The sequence below is a fragment of the Cellulomonas olei genome, assembly GCF_039548315.1.
Lineage (GTDB): Bacteria > Actinomycetota > Actinomycetes > Actinomycetales > Cellulomonadaceae > Cellulomonas.
The window spans coordinates 1-21,917 of the sequence record NZ_JBCLVN010000068.1; the positions used below are offsets into that span (position 1 = coordinate 1).

16 protein-coding genes and 1 pseudogene are annotated in these 21,917 nt (G+C 75.9%); 7 read left to right on the plus strand and 10 right to left on the minus strand.

The features are described from left to right. Window positions 1-1,281 (plus strand): 2-oxoglutarate dehydrogenase, E2 component, dihydrolipoamide succinyltransferase (sucB, locus tag AAHH18_RS16435; protein WP_343302352.1); only part of this gene is annotated, 1,281 nt, incomplete at its 5' end. Window positions 1,282-1,452: 171 nt separating this feature from the next. Next, window positions 1,453-3,639 carry a glucoamylase family protein gene (locus tag AAHH18_RS16440; protein ID WP_343302353.1) on the plus strand — a complete coding sequence of 729 codons (2,187 nt, stop codon included), beginning with the start codon at window positions 1,453-1,455 and terminating at the stop codon, window positions 3,637-3,639. A 98-nt stretch (window positions 3,640-3,737) separates the two neighbouring features. On the opposite strand, the gene AAHH18_RS16445 is transcribed toward AAHH18_RS16440, so the two are convergent. Next, entirely contained in the window at window positions 3,738-4,787 is a 1,050-nt protein-coding gene (locus AAHH18_RS16445; RefSeq protein WP_343302354.1) for a LacI family DNA-binding transcriptional regulator, read from the minus strand. A gap of 63 nt (window positions 4,788-4,850) precedes the next feature. Here AAHH18_RS16445 and AAHH18_RS16450 point away from each other — a divergent pair, with 63 nt between their 5' ends. Further along, complete coding sequence (locus AAHH18_RS16450) at window positions 4,851-5,738, plus strand: TIGR01777 family oxidoreductase (protein ID WP_343302355.1); 888 nt, start codon at window positions 4,851-4,853, stop codon at window positions 5,736-5,738. A 31-nt stretch (window positions 5,739-5,769) separates the two neighbouring features. On the opposite strand, the gene AAHH18_RS16455 is transcribed toward AAHH18_RS16450, so the two are convergent. Together AAHH18_RS16455 and AAHH18_RS16460 are read right to left on the minus strand one after the other, a co-directional pair. Continuing rightward, window positions 5,770-6,807, minus strand: a complete 1,038-nt coding sequence (locus AAHH18_RS16455; protein WP_343302356.1) for a Gfo/Idh/MocA family oxidoreductase — start codon at window positions 6,805-6,807, stop codon at window positions 5,770-5,772. A 10-nt stretch (window positions 6,808-6,817) separates the two neighbouring features. Then, window positions 6,818-9,244, minus strand: coding sequence for an MMPL family transporter (locus AAHH18_RS16460; RefSeq protein ID WP_343302357.1), 2,427 nt, complete (start codon window positions 9,242-9,244; stop codon window positions 6,818-6,820). An 81-nt stretch (window positions 9,245-9,325) separates the two neighbouring features. Here AAHH18_RS16460 and AAHH18_RS16465 point away from each other — a divergent pair, with 81 nt between their 5' ends. Beyond that, the gene (locus AAHH18_RS16465; RefSeq protein ID WP_343302358.1) at window positions 9,326-9,808 is read left to right on the plus strand and encodes a MarR family winged helix-turn-helix transcriptional regulator; all 483 of its coding nucleotides are present in this window, start codon (window positions 9,326-9,328) and stop codon (window positions 9,806-9,808) included. Window positions 9,809-9,826: 18 nt separating this feature from the next. On the opposite strand, the gene AAHH18_RS16470 is transcribed toward AAHH18_RS16465, so the two are convergent. After that, the gene (locus AAHH18_RS16470) at window positions 9,827-10,336 is read right to left on the minus strand and encodes a flavodoxin domain-containing protein (RefSeq protein ID WP_283320627.1); all 510 of its coding nucleotides are present in this window, start codon (window positions 10,334-10,336) and stop codon (window positions 9,827-9,829) included. 146 nt (window positions 10,337-10,482) lie between these two features. Here AAHH18_RS16470 and AAHH18_RS16475 point away from each other — a divergent pair, with 146 nt between their 5' ends. Further along, window positions 10,483-11,208 carry a DUF4191 domain-containing protein gene (locus tag AAHH18_RS16475; protein ID WP_343302359.1) on the plus strand — a complete coding sequence of 242 codons (726 nt, stop codon included), beginning with the start codon at window positions 10,483-10,485 and terminating at the stop codon, window positions 11,206-11,208. A gap of 412 nt (window positions 11,209-11,620) precedes the next feature. Here the strand turns inward: AAHH18_RS16475 and AAHH18_RS16480 are convergent, their stop codons facing one another. Then, entirely contained in the window at window positions 11,621-12,118 is a 498-nt protein-coding gene (locus AAHH18_RS16480; protein ID WP_343302360.1) for an RDD family protein, read from the minus strand. A gap of 172 nt (window positions 12,119-12,290) precedes the next feature. Here AAHH18_RS16480 and glnA point away from each other — a divergent pair, with 172 nt between their 5' ends. Both glnA and AAHH18_RS16490 read left to right on the plus strand, forming a co-directional pair. After that, window positions 12,291-13,715 (plus strand): type I glutamate--ammonia ligase, encoded by a 1,425-nt coding sequence (gene glnA / locus AAHH18_RS16485; RefSeq protein ID WP_283320630.1) that lies wholly within the window; start codon window positions 12,291-12,293, stop codon window positions 13,713-13,715. A 293-nt stretch (window positions 13,716-14,008) separates the two neighbouring features. After that, the gene (locus tag AAHH18_RS16490; protein WP_343302364.1) at window positions 14,009-15,886 is read left to right on the plus strand and encodes a heavy metal translocating P-type ATPase; all 1,878 of its coding nucleotides are present in this window, start codon (window positions 14,009-14,011) and stop codon (window positions 15,884-15,886) included. Between the two features lie 27 nt (window positions 15,887-15,913). Here AAHH18_RS16490 and AAHH18_RS16495 read toward each other — a convergent pair whose 3' ends face one another. The 5 genes and pseudogenes from AAHH18_RS16495 to AAHH18_RS16515 form a co-directional block, all read right to left on the minus strand. Next, window positions 15,914-16,537, minus strand: a complete 624-nt coding sequence (locus tag AAHH18_RS16495) for an urea carboxylase-associated family protein (RefSeq protein ID WP_283320632.1) — start codon at window positions 16,535-16,537, stop codon at window positions 15,914-15,916. A 31-nt stretch (window positions 16,538-16,568) separates the two neighbouring features. After that, window positions 16,569-18,110, minus strand: coding sequence for a hydantoinase B/oxoprolinase family protein (locus tag AAHH18_RS16500; RefSeq protein WP_343302361.1), 1,542 nt, complete (start codon window positions 18,108-18,110; stop codon window positions 16,569-16,571). Between the two features lie 14 nt (window positions 18,111-18,124). Next, window positions 18,125-19,027, minus strand: a complete 903-nt coding sequence (locus AAHH18_RS16505; RefSeq protein ID WP_343302362.1) for a hypothetical protein — start codon at window positions 19,025-19,027, stop codon at window positions 18,125-18,127. Beyond that, window positions 19,024-21,108 carry a hydantoinase/oxoprolinase family protein gene (locus tag AAHH18_RS16510; protein ID WP_343302363.1) on the minus strand — a complete coding sequence of 695 codons (2,085 nt, stop codon included), beginning with the start codon at window positions 21,106-21,108 and terminating at the stop codon, window positions 19,024-19,026. Before AAHH18_RS16510 ends, AAHH18_RS16505 begins: the two co-directional genes overlap by 4 nt. Window positions 21,109-21,213: 105 nt before the next feature. After that, window positions 21,214-21,917 (minus strand): annotated as a pseudogene (locus AAHH18_RS16515) (hypothetical protein); the annotation flags it as partial.

Here is a 21,917-nt window from a genome sequence, read left to right on the forward strand (position 1 = left end):
GAGATCTCGACGGACAAGGTCGACACCGAGGTGCCGTCGCCGTTCGCCGGCACGCTGCAGCAGATCCTGGTCGGCGAGGACGAGACCGCCCAGGTCGGCGCCCCGCTCGCCGTGATCGGATCGGGCTCGGCCCCGACGGCCTCGGCCCCGGCGCAGGACGGCGCCGCCCAGGCGTCCGCCCCCGCGGCGACCGAGGCCGCGCCGCAGGTCGCCGCGCCGGAGGAGGCCCCCGCGCCGACCCCGGCCCCGGTGCCCGCCCCGACGCAGTCGGCGCCCGCCCAGCCCGCGCCGGCCCCGGCCGCCCCCGCGCAGCCGGCCGCCCCCGCGCAGGCCCAGGGCTCGTACCTCACGCCCCTGGTCCGCAAGCTGGCCGCCGAGAAGGGCGTCGACGTCGCGACGCTGACCGGCACCGGCGTGGGCGGGCGCATCCGCAAGGAGGACGTGCTGGAGGCCGCCGCGAAGGCGGAGGAGGCCGCCCGCGCCGCCGCCGCCCCGCAGGCCCCCGCCGCGCCGTCGGCCCCGTCCGCCCCGGCGGCCGCGGCCAAGCCGGTCGAGCCGTCCCCGCTGCGCGGCACCACCGAGAAGGCCAGCCGCCTGCGGCAGGTCATCGCGGAGCGCATGGTCGAGGCCCTGCACAGCCAGGCGCAGCTGACGACCGTCGTCGAGGTCGACGTCACCAAGGTGGCGCGGCTCCGCGCGAAGGCGAAGGACTCCTTCAAGGCCCGCGAGGGCGTCAACCTCACGTTCCTGCCGTTCTTCGTGCAGGCCGCCGTCGAGGCGCTCAAGGTGCACCCGAAGATCAACGGCGTGCTCGAGGGCAAGGAGATCACCTACCACGGCACGGAGAACGTGGGCATCGCGGTCGACACCGAGCGCGGCCTGGTCGTGCCCGTGATCCGCGACGCCGGCGACCTCAACCTGGCGGGTATCGCCCGGAAGATCTCCGACCTCGCCGGCCGCACCCGCGCGAACAAGGTCACCCCGGACGAGCTGTCCGGCGCGACCTTCACGGTGACCAACACCGGCTCGGGCGGCGCGCTGTTCGACACGCCGATCGTCCCGGGCGGCACGTCCGCGATCCTGGGCACCGGCACGATCGTCAAGCGGCCCGTCGTCACGACGGACGAGGACGGCGCCGAGGTCATCGCGATCCGGTCCATGTGCTACCTCGCGCTGTCGTACGACCACCGCCTGGTGGACGGCGCGGACGCCTCGCGGTACCTGATGACCGTGAAGCAGCGGATCGAGGAGGGCGCGTTCGAGGCGGAGGTCGGCCTCTGACCTGCGCCTGACCGCAGCGCGCGGACGCCCCGGCAGCCCTCGTGGCCGCCGGGGCGTTCGCACGTCCGCGGCCGTCCCGCGTTGACGCTGCCGGTCGCCCCCGTTAGCGTGCTGGCGCCATTTCGACAACAGACGTCGAAATTTCGGCTCCGGCCAACGAGGATGTGACCGATGACTGAGCAGCGCCCGCCCGACCCGCGCCCCAGCACCCCGCCCGTACCCGACCACCCCGCACCGCCCGCACCGGCCGCACCGCCCGCACACCCCGGCCGCGCCCGCCGTCCCCGCGGTCGGGCGCTGGCCGCGGGCGTCGCCGCGCTCGGGCTCGGCCTCGCGGCCACCCTGGCCGGCACGGCCACCGCCCCGGTGGCCCGGGCGGACGCGGCACCGGCCGCCGCGCCCGTGCCCGCCGCCGTCGACGACGCGCTGCTGCGCACCTGGCTCGCCGACACCTACACCTCGCTCGACGCGATGACGGCTCCCGCCACCGGGCTCGTCGCGGACAACATCGAGAGCTCGCTCGACCCGGCGACCGCCAGCGCGTACACGTCGCCCACCAACATCGGCGGCTACCTGTGGTCGACCGTCGTCGCGCGCGACCTGGGCCTGCTCGACGCGGAGGACGCCTACCAGCGCATGTCGACGACCCTCGCGACGCTGGGCACGATGGACCGGCACGACGAGTCGGGCATGTTCTACAACTGGTACGACCCCGCCACGGGCGACCGGGTGGACACCTGGCCCGACGACGGCGCCGTCGTGGAGCACTTCCTGTCGTCGGTCGACAACGGCTGGCTCGCCGCGGCGCTGCGCGTGGTCGCGTCGGCGGAGCCCCGGCTCGCCGACGACGCCACCGCGCTCTACGACTCGATGCACTTCGGCGTCTACTACAACCCGGACGGCCGGCCGGACCTCGGCGTCGGGCTGATCCGCGGGGGGTTCTGGGACGAGGAGCCGTCGGGCTGCTCGGTCCCCGGGAACTACCAGGGCGGCACGACGGTCTACTACACCTGCCACCACTACGACACGACGGTGTCCGAGACCCGCATCGCGCTGTACCTCGGCATCGCGGACGGGGAGATCCCGCCGGAGGCCTACTGGGGCACCTACCGGACCTTCCCGTCGACGTGCGACTGGTCCTGGCAGGAGCAGCGGCCCAGCGGCGTGACGCGCACCTACGACGGCGTCGACGTCTACGAGGGCGTGTACCACGACGGCGACACGGCGCTCGTCCCCGGCTGGGGCGGCTCGATGTTCGAGGCGCTGATGCCGGACATGCTGGTGCCGGAGTCCGAGTGGGCGCCGCGGTCCTGGGGCGTGAACCACCCGCTGGTCGTCCAGGCGCAGAAGCGGCACGGGCTCGACGTGGCCGGCTACGGCTACTGGGGCTTCTCCCCCGCCAGCAACCCGCACGGCGGCTACGCCGAGTACGGCGTCGACTCCCTCGGCCTGCGGTCCGACGGCTACCTGTCGGACGGCACGACGGACGTCGACCTCGGGTTCCACGGCTGCCGCGAGGCGACGAACCCCGCACCCGAGTTCGGCGACGGGGTCGTCACGCCGCACGCGGCGTTCCTCGGCCTCGAGTACGACCCGGAGGGCGTCGTGGAGAACCTCACGCGGCTGGCGTCCGACTTCGACGTCTACGGGCCCGGCGGGTTCGCGGACGCCGTGGCGGTGCGGTCCGGGACCGTGGCGCAGCGCCACCTCTCGCTGGACCAGGCGATGATCGTCGCGGCGATCGGCAACTACCTCGGCGACGGCCTGCTGCGCGACCACGTCGTCGGCCCGGACATGACCGAGCGGCTGCGTCCCGTGCTCGCCGCCGAGGTGTTCTCGTCGGCGGCGGCGCCCGTCACCCCGGTCGTCGCGGACCCGGCGCCGGGCTCGACCGTCGCGCGCATCGAGCGCCTGGCCGGCACCGGCGAGCCCGGTGCGCACCTGACAATCGCCGGGCCGGACGGCGCCGCGTGGTGCACGGCGGACGTCGACGCCGACGGCGTGTGGGCGTGCGACGTCCCCGCGGTCACGACCCCCGGCGAGCACACGCTCGCGGTCTCGACGACCAACGACGCCGGGATCACGGTGACCGGCGAGGCCGTGACGCTGCGCGTCCCCGCGGCGCCCGCGCCGGAGCCGCAGCCCGGCCCGGACGGGCCCGGCGTCGTGGAGCCCGGGGCCGAGGAGCCCCGGGACGGCGCCGACGGCGGCGTGTCCGCCGAGGGGCCGACCACGGCAGGGACGCCGCACGACCTCGCGACCACCGGGGCGTCGCTCGCGCTGCCGCTGGGCGTCGCGCTCGCGGCACTGGCCGGCGGGACGGCGCTCCTCGTCGCGCGGGCACGGCGCCGGGCCTGATCCCCGCCCGGGCGGACCGCCCGTGCCCCCGCGTCGTCCGGCGCGGGGGCACGGGCGCCGCGTCCCGGCGCAGCCCCGGGCCCGTCCGGTGCGACCGCTCAGCGCGGTGGTGCCGTCGAGGACCGCACCACCAGCGTCGTCGCCAGCTCCAGGTGAGCCGGACCCCGCAGCCCCTCCCGGGCGCGGTGGACGAGGCTCACGGCGGCGTCCCCCATCTCCGCCAGCGGCTGCCGCACGGTGGTGAGCGCAGGGTCCAGCCACGCCGCCACCGGCAGGTCGTCGAAGCCGGTCACCGCGAGGTCGTCCGGCACCCGCAGCCCGTGCTCCCGGGCGGCGCGCAGCACGCCGAGCGCGGTGTCGTCGCTGCCGGCCACGACGGCCGTCGGCGGGTCGTCGAGCTCCAGGAGCAGGTTCGCCGCCCGGAAGCCGCCGTCCACCGAGTAGTCGCCGGTGCGCACCAGGTCGTCGTCGCCGCCGATGCCCGCCTGGATCAGGGCGGTCCGGTACCCCGCCAGCCGCGCGACCGCGTTGTCCTGCTCCAGCGGGCCGGTGATGGTGGCGATGCGCCGGTGCCCGAGCCCGACCAGGTGCGCCGTCGCGTCCAGCCCGCCCCGGAAGTTCGTCGCCCCGACCACCAGCACGTCCGGGTCGCAGCGCGTGCGCGGGTCGACGACCACCACGGGGACCTGCGCCCGGGCGAGCTCCGCCCGCGACGCCGCGTCCGGCACCCCCACCACGCTGACCAGGCCGTCGGTGCCGCGGTCGAGCGCGTGCCGCACCCACGCACCGCAGGCCTGCGCATCCGGGTCGACCGTCACGACGAGGTCCGAGCCCAGCCGCGACGCCGCCTGCGCCGCGCCCCGGACCACCGCCTCCGCCCACGTCGAGTCGAGGTCGACCACGCGCAGGTCGATCAGCCCGGTGCGGCGGCTGCCCGACGGACGGACCGTGTACCCGTGCCGGGCCAGGGCCTCCGCGACCCGCGCCCGGGTCGCCTCCGCGACGTCGCGGCGCGAGTTCAGCACCTTCGACACGGTCGGCACGGACACGCCGGCCTCGGCGGCCACCACGGCGAGCGGCGGCGGGCCGGCGGCACGCGCGGGCCCGGGCGCGGACGTGCCGGCGGTCGGTCGGGCGGCGGCCTCCATGGCGCCCCACCCTAGGGGCTGCACGCCGCGCGGTGGACGGCCCCTCGCGCGTAGGGTCGGCGCATGATCGTCGTGGTGGCGGGCTCGAGCGGGCTGATCGGGACGGCGCTGGTCGCGCGGCTGACGGCGGAGGGGCACCAGGTGCGGCGCCTCGTGCGGCGCCCCGCGCGGACCCCGGACGAGCGCACCTGGGACCCGGACGCCGGCGTGCTCCCGCCGGAGGCCCTGGCGGGTGCGGACGCGGTCGTGAACCTCGCCGGCGCCGGCGTCGGCGACAAGCGGCTCACCGCCGACCGCAAGCGCGTCGTGCTGGAGTCCCGGACCCGCGGCACGGGCCTCATCGCATCGACGCTCGCCGGCCTGGACTCCCCGCCCCGCGTGCTGCTCCAGGGGTCGGCCACCGGCGCGTACGGCGACCGGGGCGACGAGGTCGTCACGGAGGACGAGCCGTACGGCGACACGTTCCTGGCGGGCGTCGTCCGGCGGTGGGAGGCCGCCGCCGCGCCCGCCGTCGAGCACCCGGACGTGCGGGTGGCGTTCCTGCGGACCGGCATCGTGCTGTCGGCGCGGGGCGGGGCGCTCGGCCGCCTGCTGCCGCTGGTGCGTCTCGGGCTCGGGGGCCCGCTGGGCAGCGGCCGGCAGTACTGGAGCTGGATCACCCTGGAGGACGAGGTGCGTGCCGTCCTGCACCTGCTCGACGCGCCGGTGTCCGGGCCGGTCAACCTCGTCGCGCAGCCGGCGACGCAGGTCGAGGTCGTGCGTGCGCTCGCCGCACGCCTGCACCGGCCCGCCGTCCTGCCCGTCCCCGCGTGGGCGCTGCGGGTGGCGCTCGGGGAGTTCTCGCAGGAGATCCTCGGGTCGCTGCGCGCCGTCCCCGACGCGCTGACCGCCGCCGGCTTCGTCCACCGGCACCCCACCCCGGAGGCCGCGGCAGCGGCGCTGCTCCCCTGACCCCCGCCGGTGGCGCGCGGCGGCCCCGCGGTCAGCCGTCCAGCCGGACGACCCGCTCCTCGTCCGCGGCGACCCGGGCGGCGTCCAGCACCCGCGCCGTGACGACGGCGTCCGCGGGGTCGACGGGGACGGGCCCGGCACCGCGCACCCACGCCTCGACCGCGCGGTAGAAGTCCGCGTGCCCTCCGGGGGCCCGCCGGACGGGGACGCGCTCGTCGCCGTGCACCAGCCAGCCCTCGTGCTCACCGCCCACCTCGTCGTCGAGCCCGGAGAACGGCGTGGCCTCCCCCTCGAAGCTGGTGACGAGGTACGCCGCGCGGTCGCCCAGCACGCGCGTGCGGGGACCGGGCGCGCCGACGAGACCACCGGCCTGCAGGTGGCTGATGACCGCGGTGCCGTCCGGCCGGGCGGCGTGCGTGAGCGCGAGGAACACGTCGTCGGTCGCCGGCGTCGTGAGGCTGCGGAGCTCGGCGTGCACCGACGCCACGGGTCCGAAGAGCTGGACCGCCGAGTCGACCAGGTGGGCGCCGAGGTCGAGCAGGAGCCCCCCGGCGCGCGTGTCGTTCTCCTTCCAGCGGTCCTGCGGGACGGGGCGCCACCGCTCCCACCGCCGCTCGAACCGGTGCACCCGCCCGAGCTCCCCGGCGTCCAGCAGGGACCGCAGCGTGAGCTGCTCCGGGTCCCACCGCCGGTTCTGGAACACGGTCAGCCGGTCGCCCGCCTCCGCCCCGAGGCGCGCCAGCTCGGCGGCCTCGTCGGCGGTCGGGGCCAGCGGCTTGTCGACGACCACCGGCAGCCCGGCGGTCAGCGCGAGGCGGACGTGCTCGACGTGGTCGCCGGTCGGGCTCGCCACCACGACGACGTCCAGCGCGTCGGCGTGCGCGAGCAGCGCCGGCACGTCCGCGTCGACGGCGACACCGGGCCAGTCCCGCTCCGCGGCGGTGGCACGCGCCGGGTTGCGGCTGACCACCCGGACCACCTGCGCGCCGACGTCCCGCAGCAGGCGCGCGTGGATCCCCCGCCCCGCCGAGCCGTAGCCGACCAGTCCCACCCGCAGCGCGTCCGTCATGGCCGACACCCTAGGCCCGTGCCCCGTCCTCCCCGGCCCCGGGGGCGTCGCTGCCGGCGGGCGACCGGGACAGGCGGGACGGCCACCAGGTGCGCGCGCCGACGTCGTGCACCAGAGCGGGCACGAGGAGGCTGCGCACCACGAGCGTGTCGAGCAGGACGCCGAACGCCACGATGAACGCGAGCTGCGCCAGGAACAGCAGCGGGATGACGCCGAGCGCCGCGAACGTCATCGCCAGCACGACGCCCGCCGACGTGATGACGCCGCCCGTGACCGCCAGGCCCCGCAGCACGCCGTCCCGTGTGCCGACGCGCACGCTCTCCTCGCGCACCCGCGTCATGAGGAAGATCGAGTAGTCGACCCCGAGCGCCACGAGGAACGTGAAGGCGTACAGCGGCACGGCCGGGTCCGCGCCCGGGAAGTCGAGGACGTGGTCGAACACCACGGCGGCCACGCCGAGCGCGGCGGCGAACGACAGGACGTTGGCCAGCATGAGCAGCACCGCGGCGAGCACCGACCGCAGCAGCAGCATGAGGATCAGCAGGATCACCACGAGCACGACGGGCACGATCACCCTCAGGTCGCGGGTGCCGGCGTCCTGGGCGTCGAGCGTCTCGGCCGCCGCACCGCCGACCAGCGCGTCGGGGGCGACCTCGTGGACGGCGTCCCGCAGGCGCCCGACGGTCGCGACGCCCTCGGTGGTGTCGGCGGCGGCCTCGGTGGTCACGTCGACCCGGACGCGGCCGTCGACCACGACCGGCTCGGCAGGCTCCGCGGCACCCTGCGCCCCGTCACCGGCCCCGTCGCCCGCCGCTGCCCCGTCGCCGTCGCCCCCATCCGCGCCGCCCGGGGCGCCCGTCGCGGACGCACCGGTGTACGGCGCCGCCGCCTGCACGCCCTCGACGCCGAGCGCGGCCTCGACGACCGCGTCGGCCTCGTCGGCGTCCACCACGACCACCGCCGGCTGCACGACGCCCGCCGGGAAGTGCGCGGCGAGCACCTCCTCGCCGGCCACGGAGTCGACGTCCGTCAGGAACACGTCCGCCTGGCTGGTGCCCGACGCCTGGAACGTCGGCACGAACGCCGCGCAGCCGAGCAGCACCACGCTGGTCGCGACCCACACGACGCGGTCGCGGCGCCCGACCCAGCGCGCGAGACGACCCCACAGGCCCGTGGCGGGCAGCGGGTCCGCGGCGCTCCCCGCGGCGACGTGCGCGCCGGCGCGGGCGCCCGCCGGGGCCGGCTCCTCCGCGGCGTCGGCCGGACCGGCGTCCACCGGACCGGCGGCGTGCGCCGCGGCGTGCGGCCGCGGGATGCGCGGCCAGAACAGCGCCCGGGAACGCGGGCCGGCCACCAGAAGCAGCAGCGGCAGCAGGGTGAACGTGGCGAGGAACGCCGACGCGATGCCGAGCGCACCGACCGGGCCGAGGCTCCGGTTCGACGCCAGGTCGGACAGCAGGAGGCACAGCAGGCCGGCGACGACGGTGCCCGCGGACGCGGCGATCGGCTCGAGGCTGCGGCGCAGGGCGCGGCGCATCGCGGCGGCGGGCCGCTCGACGTGGCGCAGCTCCTCGCGGTACCGGGCGACGATCAGCAGCGCGTAGTCGACGGACGCGCCGACGACGAGGATCGAGAGGATGCCCTGCGCCTGCCCGTTGAGGGTCAGCGCGCCGGAGTCCGCGAGGTGGTAGACGGCCAGGGCGGCGGCGCAGAGCGCGAAGACCGCCGTGAGGATGACCGCGAGCGGGAGGAACGGCGAGCGGTACACCAGCACGAGGATGACGAGGACGGCGCCGAGCGCGACGAGCAGCAGCACGCCGTCGATGCCGCCGAACGCGTTGGTGAGGTCCGCGACGAAGCCACCGGGCCCGGTGACCCAGGCGTTCAGCCCGGCCTCCCCCGCGCTGTCGGCGGTGGCGCCGAGCTCGTCCGCGAGCGTGTCGCGCACCGCCTGGACGACGGCCCCCACGACGCTCTCGTCGTCGGCGAGCGCCTGCTCCGTGGCGTCCGCGTCGAGCGAGAGCGGGACCAGCAGCGCCTCCCCGTCCTCGGAGGGCACGACGACGGGGTCGCCGGTGAGCACGTCCCCGAGGGTGGCGGGGTCTCCCGCGGCGGGGTCCGCGCCGGGGATCGCAACACCCGGCAGGTCCTCGACGACCGGCTGCACGGCGGCGAGCGCCTGCGGGTCGAGCGCCCCGCCGCCCTCGGGCGCCAGCACGACCAGCACGGGCAGCGACTCCGCCTCGGTGAACCCGGACGACAGCTCCGCGGCGCGCGTCGACTCGGCGGACGACGGCAGGAACGCCGCCGAGTCGTTGGTCTGCACCTGCGACAGCCGGCCCTGCGCCATGCCGCCGAACGCCCCGACGGCCAACCACGCGGCCGCCAGCGCCAGCACCAGCAGACCGCTCCCGACCCCACGCCAGATCCTCAGCATGCTGAGCACTATGCGCGACGCGCGCGCTTCCGGCAACATGAGCCGGGGACACGGCGCCGGGAGCGCCAGGAGGGACACCAGGTGGAGCGGCACGGGGAGCACGGCGCGGCCGACCAGCACCCCCGCTGGGCGGCGATGGCCGCACCCGACCCCTCCGGCTGGCCGGTCGGCCGCCTGCTGTCCGCGGCGGCGCGGCGCGTCGAGCGCGACTGGAACAGCCACCTCGCCGGCTGGGAGCTCAACCACGCCAGCCAGCCCGTGCTCGTGATCCTGCTGCGCGGACCCCGCACCCAGGCCGAGCTCGCCGCCCTGTGCGAGGTCACCGAGCAGACGATGAGCCGCGTCCTGGCCCGCATCGAGCGGACCGGCTACATCACGCGCACCGCGCACGCGACCGACCGGCGCAAGCAGCAGGTGTCCATCACCGACGAGGGGCGCGCGGCCGTGCTCGCGGCCTCCGACCCGGTCGCAGCCGAGCAGCTCGTCACCGAGGGGCTGACACCCGAGCAGGTCGAGCAGCTGCGCCACCTGCTGCTGCTCGTGGCCCGCCGCGGCGCGGGCTGACCGGCCCGGACGCGGCGCTCAGCCCCGCTCGACGCGCTGCGGGCGGGACAGCTCGCGGGCGATCCCCGCCGCCCACTCCTCGACGTCCTCGAAGTCCCGGAAGTCACCGGGCTGCGCGTCGATCATCGCGACCAGCGCCCGCTCCGCCAGCCCCAGCTCCTCGCGCTCCAGCCGGCCCGCGAAGCACCGGGTCTCCCGGGCGCGGACCCGGCGGGCGACCACACCCACGTCGTCCGGCTCCCCCGCGGGCAGCGGCGGCGTGCCGACCGGCCCGGACCAGAACAGCCACACCGGCAGCGACGCGAGCGCGCCCGCCAGCCGGTCCACGAGCTCCCGGAGCGCCGCCGCCAGCCGTCCGACGTACACCGACGAGCCGAGCACGACGGCGTCGTAGCCGTCGAGCGCCCGGACCTCGTCCGGGTCCGCCTCCGTCACGTCGTGACCCGCGTCCCGCAGGACCTGCGCGACGGCCTGACCGATCTCCCTCGTCCCGCCGTGCCGGGACGCCACCGTCACCAGGACCCGCATCGTCGCCTCCCCCGCGCTCCGAGCCCCGGCCCGGCGTGCCGCGGCTGTCCGCCCAGGCTCGCGCGCCCCGTCACCCCCGCGCCAGGGACGGAGGTCCCCGCCGCCGCCGTCCGGCGGACCCCCGCACGCCGGTAGACTCCACGGTCATGGCCCGTGACAAGTCCGCGTCCGCGAGCGCGCCCGCGAAGCCCGCCAAGGTGAAGAAGACCCGGTGGTACCACCAGGTCTGGCAGGCGTACCAGATGACCCGCGAGCAGGACCCCGCGGTCACCTGGCTGATCCTCGCGGTGTTCTTCGGCGTCGTCGCCGTGGGTCTGCTCATCGGCCTGCTGTGGGGCCCGTGGCTGTACATGCTGCTGCTGAGCCTGCCGTTCGCGGCGCTCGCCGCCATGTTCACGCTGACGCGCCGGGCCGAGCGCGCCGCCTACGCCCGCATCGAGGGCCAGCCGGGCGCCGCGATCTCCGCGCTCGGCACCATCCGCCGCGGCTGGACGTTCACGCAGGAGCCCGTCGCCGTCGCCCCGCGCACCCAGGACATGGTGTTCCGCGGCGTGGGCCGGCCGGGGATCGTGCTGATCGGCGAGGGCCCGGCGCACCGGGTCGACAAGCTGCTCGAGTCCGAGCGCAAGCGGACCGCGCGCGTGCTGCAGGGCGTCCCGATCACGGTCATCGAGGTCGGCCGCGAGGAGGGCCAGGTCCCGCTGCCGCAGCTCGCCCGCAAGGTGCAGCGCCTCAAGCCGCAGCTCACCAAGCAGGAGGTCGGCGAGGTCGTCAAGCGCCTCCAGGCGCTCGGTGCCGTGAAGATGCCGGTGCCCAAGGGCATCGACCCGCTGCGCGTGCGCCCCGACCGCAAGGGCATGCGCGGCCGCTGACCCGGTCGGGCTGTCGGGCGGGCTCGGGCGTCGACCCGCCACCCCCACCCTGGGCGTTCGGATCCGAACGCCCAGACACGCCCGGCGTGTTCGACCGTTCGGATCCGAACGCCCAGGCACGCCCGCTGTCTCCGTCCGTTCGGATCCCGAAGGCCCGGCACGCCCGGCGCGTCCGCCTGTTCGGATCCCTACGCCCCTGCACGCCCGGCCCGTCCGGCCGTTCGGATCCGTACGCCCCTGCACGCCCGCTGTCTCCGGCTGTTCGGATCCGTACGCTCCGGCGCACCCGCTGTCTCCGACCGTTCGGATCCGTACGCCCCGACACGCCCGGCGCGTCCGGCCATTCGGATCCGAACGGCAGGGCAGTGGGTGGGTGAGCGCGGCCGGGTCAGCGGGTCAGCGGGTCAGCGGGTCAGCGGCGGACGATCGTCGTCCCCGCCGCACGGTCGTGCAGCCCGCGGCCGTCCGCGTCCCACACGACGGCCGGGATCACCAGGCACAGCAGGACCGTGCGGACGAGGCCGAGCAGCAGGTTCGGCGGGACGTCCGGCCCGGCGTCGGGCGCGGGCCCGTCGCCGGTGTCGAGCAGCGTGCGCGGCGGCGCCACCCGGCGCACCCGGATGCCGAGCAGCCGGTGCCCCAGGGTCGTGCCGATCGTGCCGACCAGCAGCACGTTCTCGAGCGCGAACACGGCGAGCGTCGCCCACGCCTGCGCGTCGGCCGGGAAGAACGCGAACGCGATGAGCTGGCAGACGAACCAGTCGACGACGAGCGCCACGACCCGCCGGCCCATCGGAGCCTGCGAGCCACGACCCTCCGGCGGCAGCCCGAGCCGGCTCCCCCGGGCGGTGCCGGGCTGACCGGTGGGCGGGCCGGACAGCCACGACCCGACGTCCTCGCGATCGACCATGCGACCACGGTAACCGGCCCCGCACGGGGTGCCCGCACCCCCACGTCACACGGTCGCAACGCGGCACGGGGGTCACGTAACACGTCGGAAACAATCGGTACACCCGAGGGAAACTGCGCCGCCCTAGCCTCGACGTGCCCGACTGAGGGCAAGCCAACCCGAGGAGCAGCGGATGTTCAGCAAGCCAGAGGAAGTCCTGGCCTTCATCAAGAGCGAGGACGTCAAGTTCGTCGACGTCCGGTTCTGCGACCTGCCCGGCGTGATGCAGCACTTCAACGTGCCTGCCGCCTCCGTGGACGAGAGCTTCTTCGTCGAGGGCCAGATGTTCGACGGGTCCTCGATCCGCGGATTCCAGGCCATCAACGAGTCGGACATGAAGCTCATCCCGGACGTGACGACGGCCTACCTGGACCCGTTCCGCACCGAGAAGACCCTCTGCCTGAACTTCCACATCGTCGACCCGTACACCGACGAGCCCTACAGCCGTGACCCGCGTCAGGTCGCCGCGAAGGCCGAGGCGTACCTGCGGTCCACCGGCATCGCGGACACGGCGTTCTTCGCCCCCGAGGCCGAGTTCTACATCTTCGACGACGTGCGCTTCGAGACGAAGCAGAACACGTCGTACTACTCGATCGACTCCATCGAGGCCGCCTGGAACACCGGCCGCGTCGAGGAGGGTGGCAACCTCGGCCACAAGACCCCCTACAAGGGCGGCTACTTCCCGGTCCCGCCGGTCGACCACTTCGCCGACCTGCGCGACAAGATCTCGCTGCAGCTCGACGCCCTGGGCCTGCAGGTCGAGCGCGCGCACCACGAGGTCGGCACCGCCGGCCAGGCGGAGATCAACTACCGCTTCGACACGCTCGCCAAGTCGGCCGACAAGGTGCAGCTGTTCAAGTACGTCGTGAAGAACGTGGCGCACGCCGAGGGCCGCACCGCGACCTTCATGCCGAAGCCGCTGTTCGGCGACAACGGCTCGGGCATGCACGTGCACCAGTCGCTGTGGAAGGACGGCAAGCCGCTGTTCTTCGACGAGAAGGGCTACGGCGGCCTGTCCGACCTCGCCCGCTGGTACATCGGCGGCCTGCTCAAGCACGCCCCGTCGCTGCTGGCCTTCACCAACCCGACGGTGAACTCCTACCACCGCCTGGTCCCGGGCTTCGAGGCGCCGGTCAACCTGGTCTACTCGGCCCGCAACCGCTCGGCGTGCATCCGCGTCCCCGTGACCGGCTCGAACCCGAAGGCCAAGCGCATCGAGTTCCGCGTGCCGGACCCGTCGTCCAACCCGTACCTGGCCTTCGCGGCCATGCTCATGGCGGGCCTCGACGGCATCCAGAACCGCATCGAGCCGCCGGAGCCGGTCGACAAGGACCTGTACGAGCTGCCCCCGGAGGAGCACGCGCTCATCCAGCAGGTCCCGGGCTCGCTCGCCGAGGTGCTCGACAACCTCGAGGCCGACCACGACTGGCTGACCGCCGGCAACGTCTTCACGCCGGACCTCATCCAGACCTGGATCGACTACAAGCGCTCCGCCGAGGTCGACCCGATCCGGCTGCGCCCGCACCCGCACGAGTTCGAGCTGTACTACGACGTGTGATCGTCAGGTGTCACGGCTGCTCCCGTAGCGCCTGACCCGCACGACCGGAACCCCCGTCACCCTCGCGGTGGCGGGGGTTCCGCTTGTCCGTCGGGCGCCGTGCCCGGCAGGCGGCCGCGCCCGCAGGGTTCCGGCACGGTGGGGCCCGGGACGGTGGGGCCCGGCACGGTGGGGCCCGGGACCTCCGGCCCCGCGGGCCGGCCCGCAGCCGGACGTACCGTGGAGGGACCACCGAGGACAGCGGCCCACGGGAGGAGGCCGCGGAGGAGGCCACCGTGACGACCGCACCGGCCATGCTCCCCGCACGACCCGGGACGCCCCCGGACCGCCCGCCGCGTCGGCTGGCGTCCGCGGTGCGGCGCTACCCGCTGGTCGCGGTGACGCTCGCCGTCGGGCTGCTGACGGCGTCGCTCGGGGCCGCGGGGCAGCCCGTCGTCGCCCGGTGGGTCGGCTCGGCGTGGGCGCTGCTGGTGGCGGCTCGCCTGGCGGTCGCGATGGTGCGCGAGCTGCGCGCGGGCCGGTGGGGCGTGGACCTGCTGGCGGTGACGGCGGTGGTCGCGACGGTCGCCGTCGGCGAGACGGTCGCGGCCCTGGTCGTCGTGCTGATGCTGACCGGGGGCCAGGCGCTGGAGGACGCCGCGGCGACCCGGGCGCGCACGGAGCTGCGGGCGCTGCTGGAGCGGGCGCCGACCACGGCGCACCGCCTGGACCGGGCGGGAACGCCCGTCGACGTGCCGGTGGCGGAGCTGCGCGCCGGCGACCTGCTGCTGGTGCGGCCGGCGGAGGTGCTGCCGGTCGACGGCACGCTGGTGAGCGACGAGGCCGACCTGGACGAGTCGTCGCTCACCGGGGAGAGCCTGCCCGTGACGCACCGGGCGGGCGACCCGGTGCTGTCCGGCGCGCTCAACACCCAGCAGGCCGTGGTGGTCCGGGCGACCGCCGCCGCGGCCGACAGCCAGTACGCGCGCATCGTCGCGATGGTGCAGGAGGCCGCGGAGTCCCGCGCACCGGTGGTCCGGCTCGCCGACCGGTACGCCGCGCCGTTCACGGTCCTGGCGCTCGCGGTGGCCGGCGCGGCCTGGTGGTGGCACGGCGACCCGACGGTGGCGGCCGCGGTGCTGGTGGTCGCGACCCCCTGCCCCCTGCTGCTGGCCGCGCCGGTGGCGTTCCTCGCCGGCATGAGCCGGGCCGCGCGCGGCGGGGTGATCGTCAAGGGCGCCGGCACGCTCGAGCGCCTGGCGGCGGTCCGGGCGGTCGCGTTCGACAAGACCGGCACGCTGACGTCCGGCCGGCCGGAGCTGGTCGCCGTGCACCCCGTGCCGCCGTGGACCGCGGACGACCTGCTGGCCGCGGCAGCGTCCGCGGAGCAGTACTCGTCGCACGTGCTCGCGGCGTCCGTCCTGGCGGCGGCCGCGGCCCGCGGGCTGCCGCTCGCGCCGGCGGTGGACGCCCGTGAGGAGGCGACGGCGGGCGTCACCGCGCGCATCGACGGCCGCGCGGTGGTGGTCGGCAAGCGCGCGCACGTCGCGGCGCTCGCGTCCGGGGTGGTCGAGCAGCCGCTCGGGCCGGGCGAGCTCGCGGTGTACGTCGCGGTCGACGGCCGGGCCGCCGGGACCCTCGTGATGCGGGACCACCCGCGGCCCGAGGCGCGCGCGACCATGGACGCGCTCGGGGCGCTCGGCATCACGGAGCGCCTGGTGCTGAGCGGCGACGCCCCGGCGACCGTCGGGCACGTGGCCGCGGAGGTCGGCATCACCCGCGTGCACGCGCAGTGCCTGCCGCAGGACAAGGTGCGCCTGGTGCGCGACCTGCCGACGCGCCCGGTGATGATGGTCGGCGGCGGCGTCAACGACGCCCCCGTGCTCGCCGCGGCGGACGTCGGCGTGGCGATGGGTGCGCGGGGCTCGACCGCGGCGAGCGAGTCGGCGGACGTCGTGGTGCTCACGGACGACCTGTCCCGGACGGTCGCGGCGGTGCGCGTCGGTCGCCGCACGGTGCGGGTGGCTCTGGAGAGCATCTGGATCGGCATGGCGCTGTCCGTGGTGCTGATGGGCGTCGCCGCGCTGGGCGCGATCCCGCCGGTGCTCGGGGCCGTGAGCCAGGAGGCCGTCGACCTGCTGGCGATCCTCAACGCCCTGCGGGCGCTGCGCCCCGGCGCCGACGAGCGGTGAGGCCCGCCGGCACCGGGACGCCGCACGTCACTCGACGGTGACCGCCATCGGCGTCACGTGGTACGCGTTGCAGGGGTTGTGCTCCTCGGGGCAGTTGGAGAACCCGACGTACACGTCGCTGAGCACCTCCAGGACGATCCGGTCGCCGGCCGACGTGGTCGGCTCGACGATCTCCATGCGCCCGTCGGGGTGGTGGAGGATGTTCATGAACAGCGAGATGCACTGGTCCGGGTTGATGGCCGTGACGTCCAGGCCCAGCTCCTCCCAGTCCCCGATGAGGTTGTCGAGGCAGCCCCACGTCTCCTCGACGCCGTACCGGATGGCGTTGGAGTACCGGGTGCAGTAGCCGCCGGTCATGTTGTGCGTGCCGTTGTCGTCGTGCACGACGCGGAACATCGGGCGGCACCGGTCGGAGTAGATGGTGTAGCCCTGCTTCAGGTCCCACTTGCCGGACGAGACGCGGGTGAACATGGCGGACAGCCGCTCGTCCGGGTCGTCGACCATCGAGGCGATGAAGTCCATCACCTGCTGGCCCTCCAGGTCGGTGACGGTGACGCGCTGCCCGGCGCGGAGCTTGAGCGCGAGCCGGCCCTTGGGCGGCAGGACGGTGCTGCCGGGGACGGCCCAGTCGGCGGTCGTGGTGGTGGTCATGTCGGAGGTCCTCTCGGTTCGGGGGGCGGGGTCAGGCGGCGCCGTAGCCGCCACCGCCGGGGGTGCGCAGCAGGATCCGCGAGCCGGGCTGCAGGGCGGTCCTGCCCTTGGGGGCGGCCACGTCGACGTCGTCCACGCGCAGCAGGCCGGTGGCGCCGTCCTGCCCGCCCGCCAGGCCGGGGGCGGCGTGCTCGATGCGCTCGGTGAGGAACACGATGTCCAGCGGCTCGTCGTGCACGGACCGCAGGACCACCTCCTGCCCCTCGCCGCCGGTCCACCGCCCGGCGCCGCCGGAGCCGCGGACGATCCGCTTGGCCTCGACGAGCACCGGCACCTGCGACTCGACGACCTCGACGGGGGTGTTCGAGACGTTCGACGGGGTGGACAGCGTCGCGTAGCCGTCCTGGCCCTGCGAGGCGCCCTGGCCGCCGTTGAAGCACAGCAGCGACGCGAACGGGCCGTCCGCCGCCTCACCGCGGATGCCGACCACCCAGAACGGGGTGCCGGCGGCGGCCGACACCCGGGTGGGCAGCGGGCCGAGCAGCGCGCGGGACAGGACCGCCGGGATGGCGTGCGCCGGGAAGTTGGCCGACACCGCGGCCGTCTTCGTCGGCTTGAGCAGGGAGCCCTCGGGCACCCGGATGGTGACGGGACGCAGGGCGCCCTCGTTGTTCGGCACGTCGGGCGCGAGCAGGCAGGCCAGCCCGTACCGGGTGTACCCGTAGGTCGGGGACGCGGAGTTGATGCCGAACCGCGACTGCGGGGACGTCCCGGCGTAGTCGACCACCAGCTCGTCGCCGGCGACGTCCACGGTGACGTGGATCGTCTTGGGCTCCTCGAACCCGTCGAGGTCGACCGACGCCGTGTACCGGCCGTCGGGGATCGCGGCGATGGAGCGACGCACGGCGCGCTCGGTGGCGCCGCAGATGTGCTCGGCGGCCTCCCGCAGGTCGAGGTCGGGGTCGGCGTCGAGCATGGCCTGCAGCCGCCGTTCCCCCAGCGCGTTCGCCGCGACCAGGGCGTCGACGTCGCCGAGCACCTGCCCGGGCACGCGGACGTTGCGCGCGAGGATGCGGCGCACCAGGGCGTTCGGCACGCCCTCCTCGACGAGCTTCACCGGCGGCAGGCAGAAGCCCTCCTCGTACACGTCCTGCGCGAAGGCGCCCTCGGACGTGCCGCCGATGTCGGACAGGTGGCAGATGCTCGCCACGTAGGCCACGATCTCGCCGTCGCGGAACACGGGCGTGACCGCCGTGAGGTCGGGCAGGTGGGTGTTGCCGAACCACGGGTCGTTGGTGGCGATCACGTCGCCCGGCCGCAGGTTCTGCTTGCCGAGCTCGGCCACCATCGCGGTCGCGGTGCCCGCCACCGTGCCGGTGAACACCGGCACCGACCGGCCGTACTCCACCAGCAGCGTGCCGTCGGCGGTCAGCACCGCGCAGGCCAGGTCGTTGGACTCCCGCACCACGGAGGAGAACGCGGTGCGCAGCAGCACCGCGGCCATCTCGTCCGCGACGGAGATGAGGCGCTGCCACACGATCTGCAGCGACGCGGCGTCCCAGGTCGTCGTCATGGGGGTCTCCTTCATCAGAACTCGGGCTGGTCGGACGCGACCGCCTCGGGGAGCAGGCGCCGCAGCACCTGGTCGTCGAGGAGGATCTGGCGGGCGACCGCGGCGAGCTCGCGCTCGGTGGGGGCGGTCTCGGCGAAGTCCTGCGCGGCGTTCCCGGACTTCAGGTAGACCGGTGCGCCCACGCGCACCAGCTCGGGGACGTCGTACCCGCGCAGGAACCCGCCGGTCTGGCGCGGGTTGTCGGTGTGGAGGTCGAGCGGCACGGGCGTCGCGGCGCGCACCGCGGCGACCATCCGCACGTCGAGGTCGCGCTGGAGGTTGACGGAGTCCGCGCCCGCCTCGGCGAGCAGCAGCGCGTGCGCGGGGTTGGCCGCGCCCATGTTGGACGACGCCTTGAGCCGCAGGCCCGCCGGCAGCTCGCCGGCGGCGCGCAGCCGGTGCAGCACCAGCAGCAGCCCCTCGTCGAACACCAGGAACCCCCGCACGCCCAGGTCGACGGCGTGCGCGACGTCCTCCAGCCCCTGCGCGAGGTGGTCGGCGCCGCGCAGCCGGTACGCGCTGGCCGCGGCGACCGCGCTCGACGCGAGCTTCTGCCCGCCCACGTCGTGCAGCCCGCGCGGCCCGACGGCCATCCGCAGCTGGATGCCGCGCTCGCGCGCCACGGCGACGAGGTCGGTCACCTCGGCGTCCAGGTACCGCATCGTGCCGACGGTGTTCGTCACCTGGTGCAGCCGCACGCCGCCGGCGGCCAGCAGGTCGTGCAGCCGCACGGTCGACGGGGCGTCCAGGGCGCCGGCGACCTCCCACTTGTAGTGCCCGCCGTCGGCGAACCGCCCGGTGCTGGTCGCCGGGACGGCCGGGTCCTCGCCGGGCAGGCCGAGGCCGGTCAGCCACGCGCGGGCGCGCTCCGGGCTCATGCGCCCACCTCCGCCAGCGGCACCTGCACGGCGGGCAGGTCGATGCGGATGTGCAGGTTGCCGTCCTCGTCGAGCCGCGCCTCGTCCCCGGGGCCGATCACCGCGGTCGACTCGGGGAGCTGGAGCACCGCCGGCCCGGTGACCGCGAAGCCGGGACGCTGCTCGAGCATCCGCAGCACCGGCGCCTCCACCGGGCCGGTCTCCGGGAACCAGACCGTGCGGCTGCGGGCCGGCGCGGGGCCGTCCGCGGCCGGCGGGACGGTGCGGACCAGCTCCGGCTGCTCGAACGCGCCGTACACCCGCACGCGCCACGTCACGACCTCCGCGCGGTCGTAGTCCGGCCGGGTGCCGTACACCCGCTCGTACTCGGTGCCGAACGCCTCCAGGTACTCCGCCGGCCCGTCGCCGTCGGCCACGGGCACCTCGATCTCGAAGCCCTGCCCGACGAACCGCATGTCCACGAACCGCTCGACGCGGTCCACCGGCTGGGCGAGCTCGGCGGCGGCCTGCGCGACCAGGCCGTCGTACAGGTCGGCGACCGTGCCCGGCTGCCAGGCGGCGAGCTCGGTCAGGTGCGTGCGGGACACCTCGACCATGGGCGGCGCCACCAGCAGCCCGGTCGCGGACAGCACGCCGGCCGCGGACGGGATGACCACCTCGCGCAGCCCCAGCGTGCGGGCCACCCGCGCGGCGTGCACCGGCGCGGCACCGCCGAACGCCAGCATCGTGAACGTCCGGGGGTCGTGCCCGCGCTCGGTCGCGTGCACCTGCATGGCCAGCGCCATGTGCTCGTCGACCACCCGCACGACGCCCGCGGCCGCGGCGAGCGGGTCGTCGCCGAACGCGGCCCCGAGGTGCTCGACCATCGCGCGGCGCGACGCCTCGACGTCCAGCGACATCCGGCCGCCGAGGAAGTAGTCCGGGTCCAGGTACCCCAGCACGATGTCCGCGTCGGTGACCGTCGGGCGGTCCCCGCCGAGGCCGTACCCCGCGGGGCCCGGGCGGGAGCCCGCGGAGTGCGGCCCGACCTTGAGCAGCCCCAGGTCGTCGAGCGCCGCGATGGAGCCGCCGCCCGCCCCGATCTCCAGCATGTCGACCACCGGCATGCTGACCGGCAGCCCGGACCCGGCCTTCAGGCGGTGCACCCGGCCGACCTCGAACCCGTGGTGGACTGTCGGCCGGCCGCCCTCGATGAGGCAGACCTTGGCGGTGGTCCCGCCCATGTCGAACGCGATGAGACGGTCCAGCCCCAGCCGGCGGCCCACGTACGCGGCGCCGATCGCGCCGGCCGCCGGGCCCGACTCCAGCAGGCGCAGCGGGTGCTCGCGGGCGGTCGGGGTGGAGATCACGCCGCCGTTCGACTGCATCAGCACCAGCGGCTGGTCGATGCCGAGCCGGCCGACGGCGCGCTCGATGTCGGCGAAGTGCTCCCCCGCGACCGGGCGGACGTACGCGTTGGCGAGCGTCGTGACCGTGCGCTCGTACTCCCGGATCACCGGCACCAGGTGGCCGGACAGCGTGACCGGCACGCCCGGCAGCCGGTCCGCGAGCACCTTGCCCACCGCCTCCTCGTGCGCCGCGCTGGCGTAGGAGTGCAGCAGGCACACCGCCACGGACTCCACGCCGAGCTCCGCGAGCCGGTCCGCGATGCGGGCCACCTCGTCCAGGTCGAGCGGGGTGGCGACCGAGCCGTCGGCGCGCAGCCGCTCGGTGACCTCGAACCGCTGCGCCACGGGCACCAGCGGCTCCGGGAGCTTCAGCTGGGCGTCGTACAGGTCGTACCGCCACTCGCGGCCGATCTCGAGGGTGTCCCCGAAGCCGCGGGTGGTCAGCAGGGCGGTGTCGGCGCCGCGGCGCTCGATCAGCGCGTTGGTCACGAGGGTGGTGGCGCCGACGACGGAGTCGCCGACGGCGTCCGCCCCGGTGCCCGCCGCGTCGAGCACCTGGCGGATGCCCTGCTCGATGGCGCGGCTGAAGTCGTCGTAGGTGGTCAGGCACTTGCCCAGCCAGGCACGGCCGGACACGTCGTCCAGCAGCACCAGGTCGGTGAAGGTGCCGCCGATGTCGAAGCTCACTCGCACGGGTCGCTCCTCGCGGAGGTCGAAGGGGTCAGGGGGCGGGTGCGGGGCGGTCCGTCGGCGGGCGGGGAGGCACGAGCAGCACGGGCTGGCGGTCCGGGACGTGGCTCACGCGACCACCACCGGGTAGGCCAGGACCGGCAGGACGAGGCCGAGCTGGCCGCCGCGCTGCGTGCGGGCGAGGGCGGTCAGCCCCCGCGGCGCGGCCGCGCGCAGGGCCGCGTCGAACCCGACGCCCGCGGCGGCGCCGAGCAGCGCGGCCGACGCGAGCGCCCCGGCGAGGTGGCCGGCGTGCAGCGCCACCGCCTCCCCCGCGGCGCCCGCCACGGCGGCGGCCAGCGCCAGGGCGTGCACCCGCCGGGCGGGCAGGCCGCCGAGCAGCAACCGGGCACCGCCGGCGCTCAGCATGACCAGGCCCGTGGTCGCGCCCGCGACGGTCGCCGCTCCCCCGGCCAGCGCGGCCACGACGCCCGGGAGGGTCGACGAGAACAGGCCGAGGACGCCGGTGCAGGCGAAGGCCAGCAGGGCGGGCAGCGTCGCCGCCTGCACGCGGACCGCCGAGGACACCGCCACCGGCGAGGACGCCGTCGCCGCCGCCGGCGAGGACGCCCCGACCGCCCCGACGACCCCGGCCACCTCGACCCGCCGCACGAGCACCGCCGCCGCGGGCAGCAGCACCAGGCCGACGCCGAGCACCGCGGGCCGCGTCCACCCGGCGGCGGCGAGGCCGCCCGCGAGGAGGGCCCCGGCGCCGACCGCGCCCAGCACCGCCGCCGTCGCGACCGCCGTCCCGCGCGGGTGCCGCGCGAGCC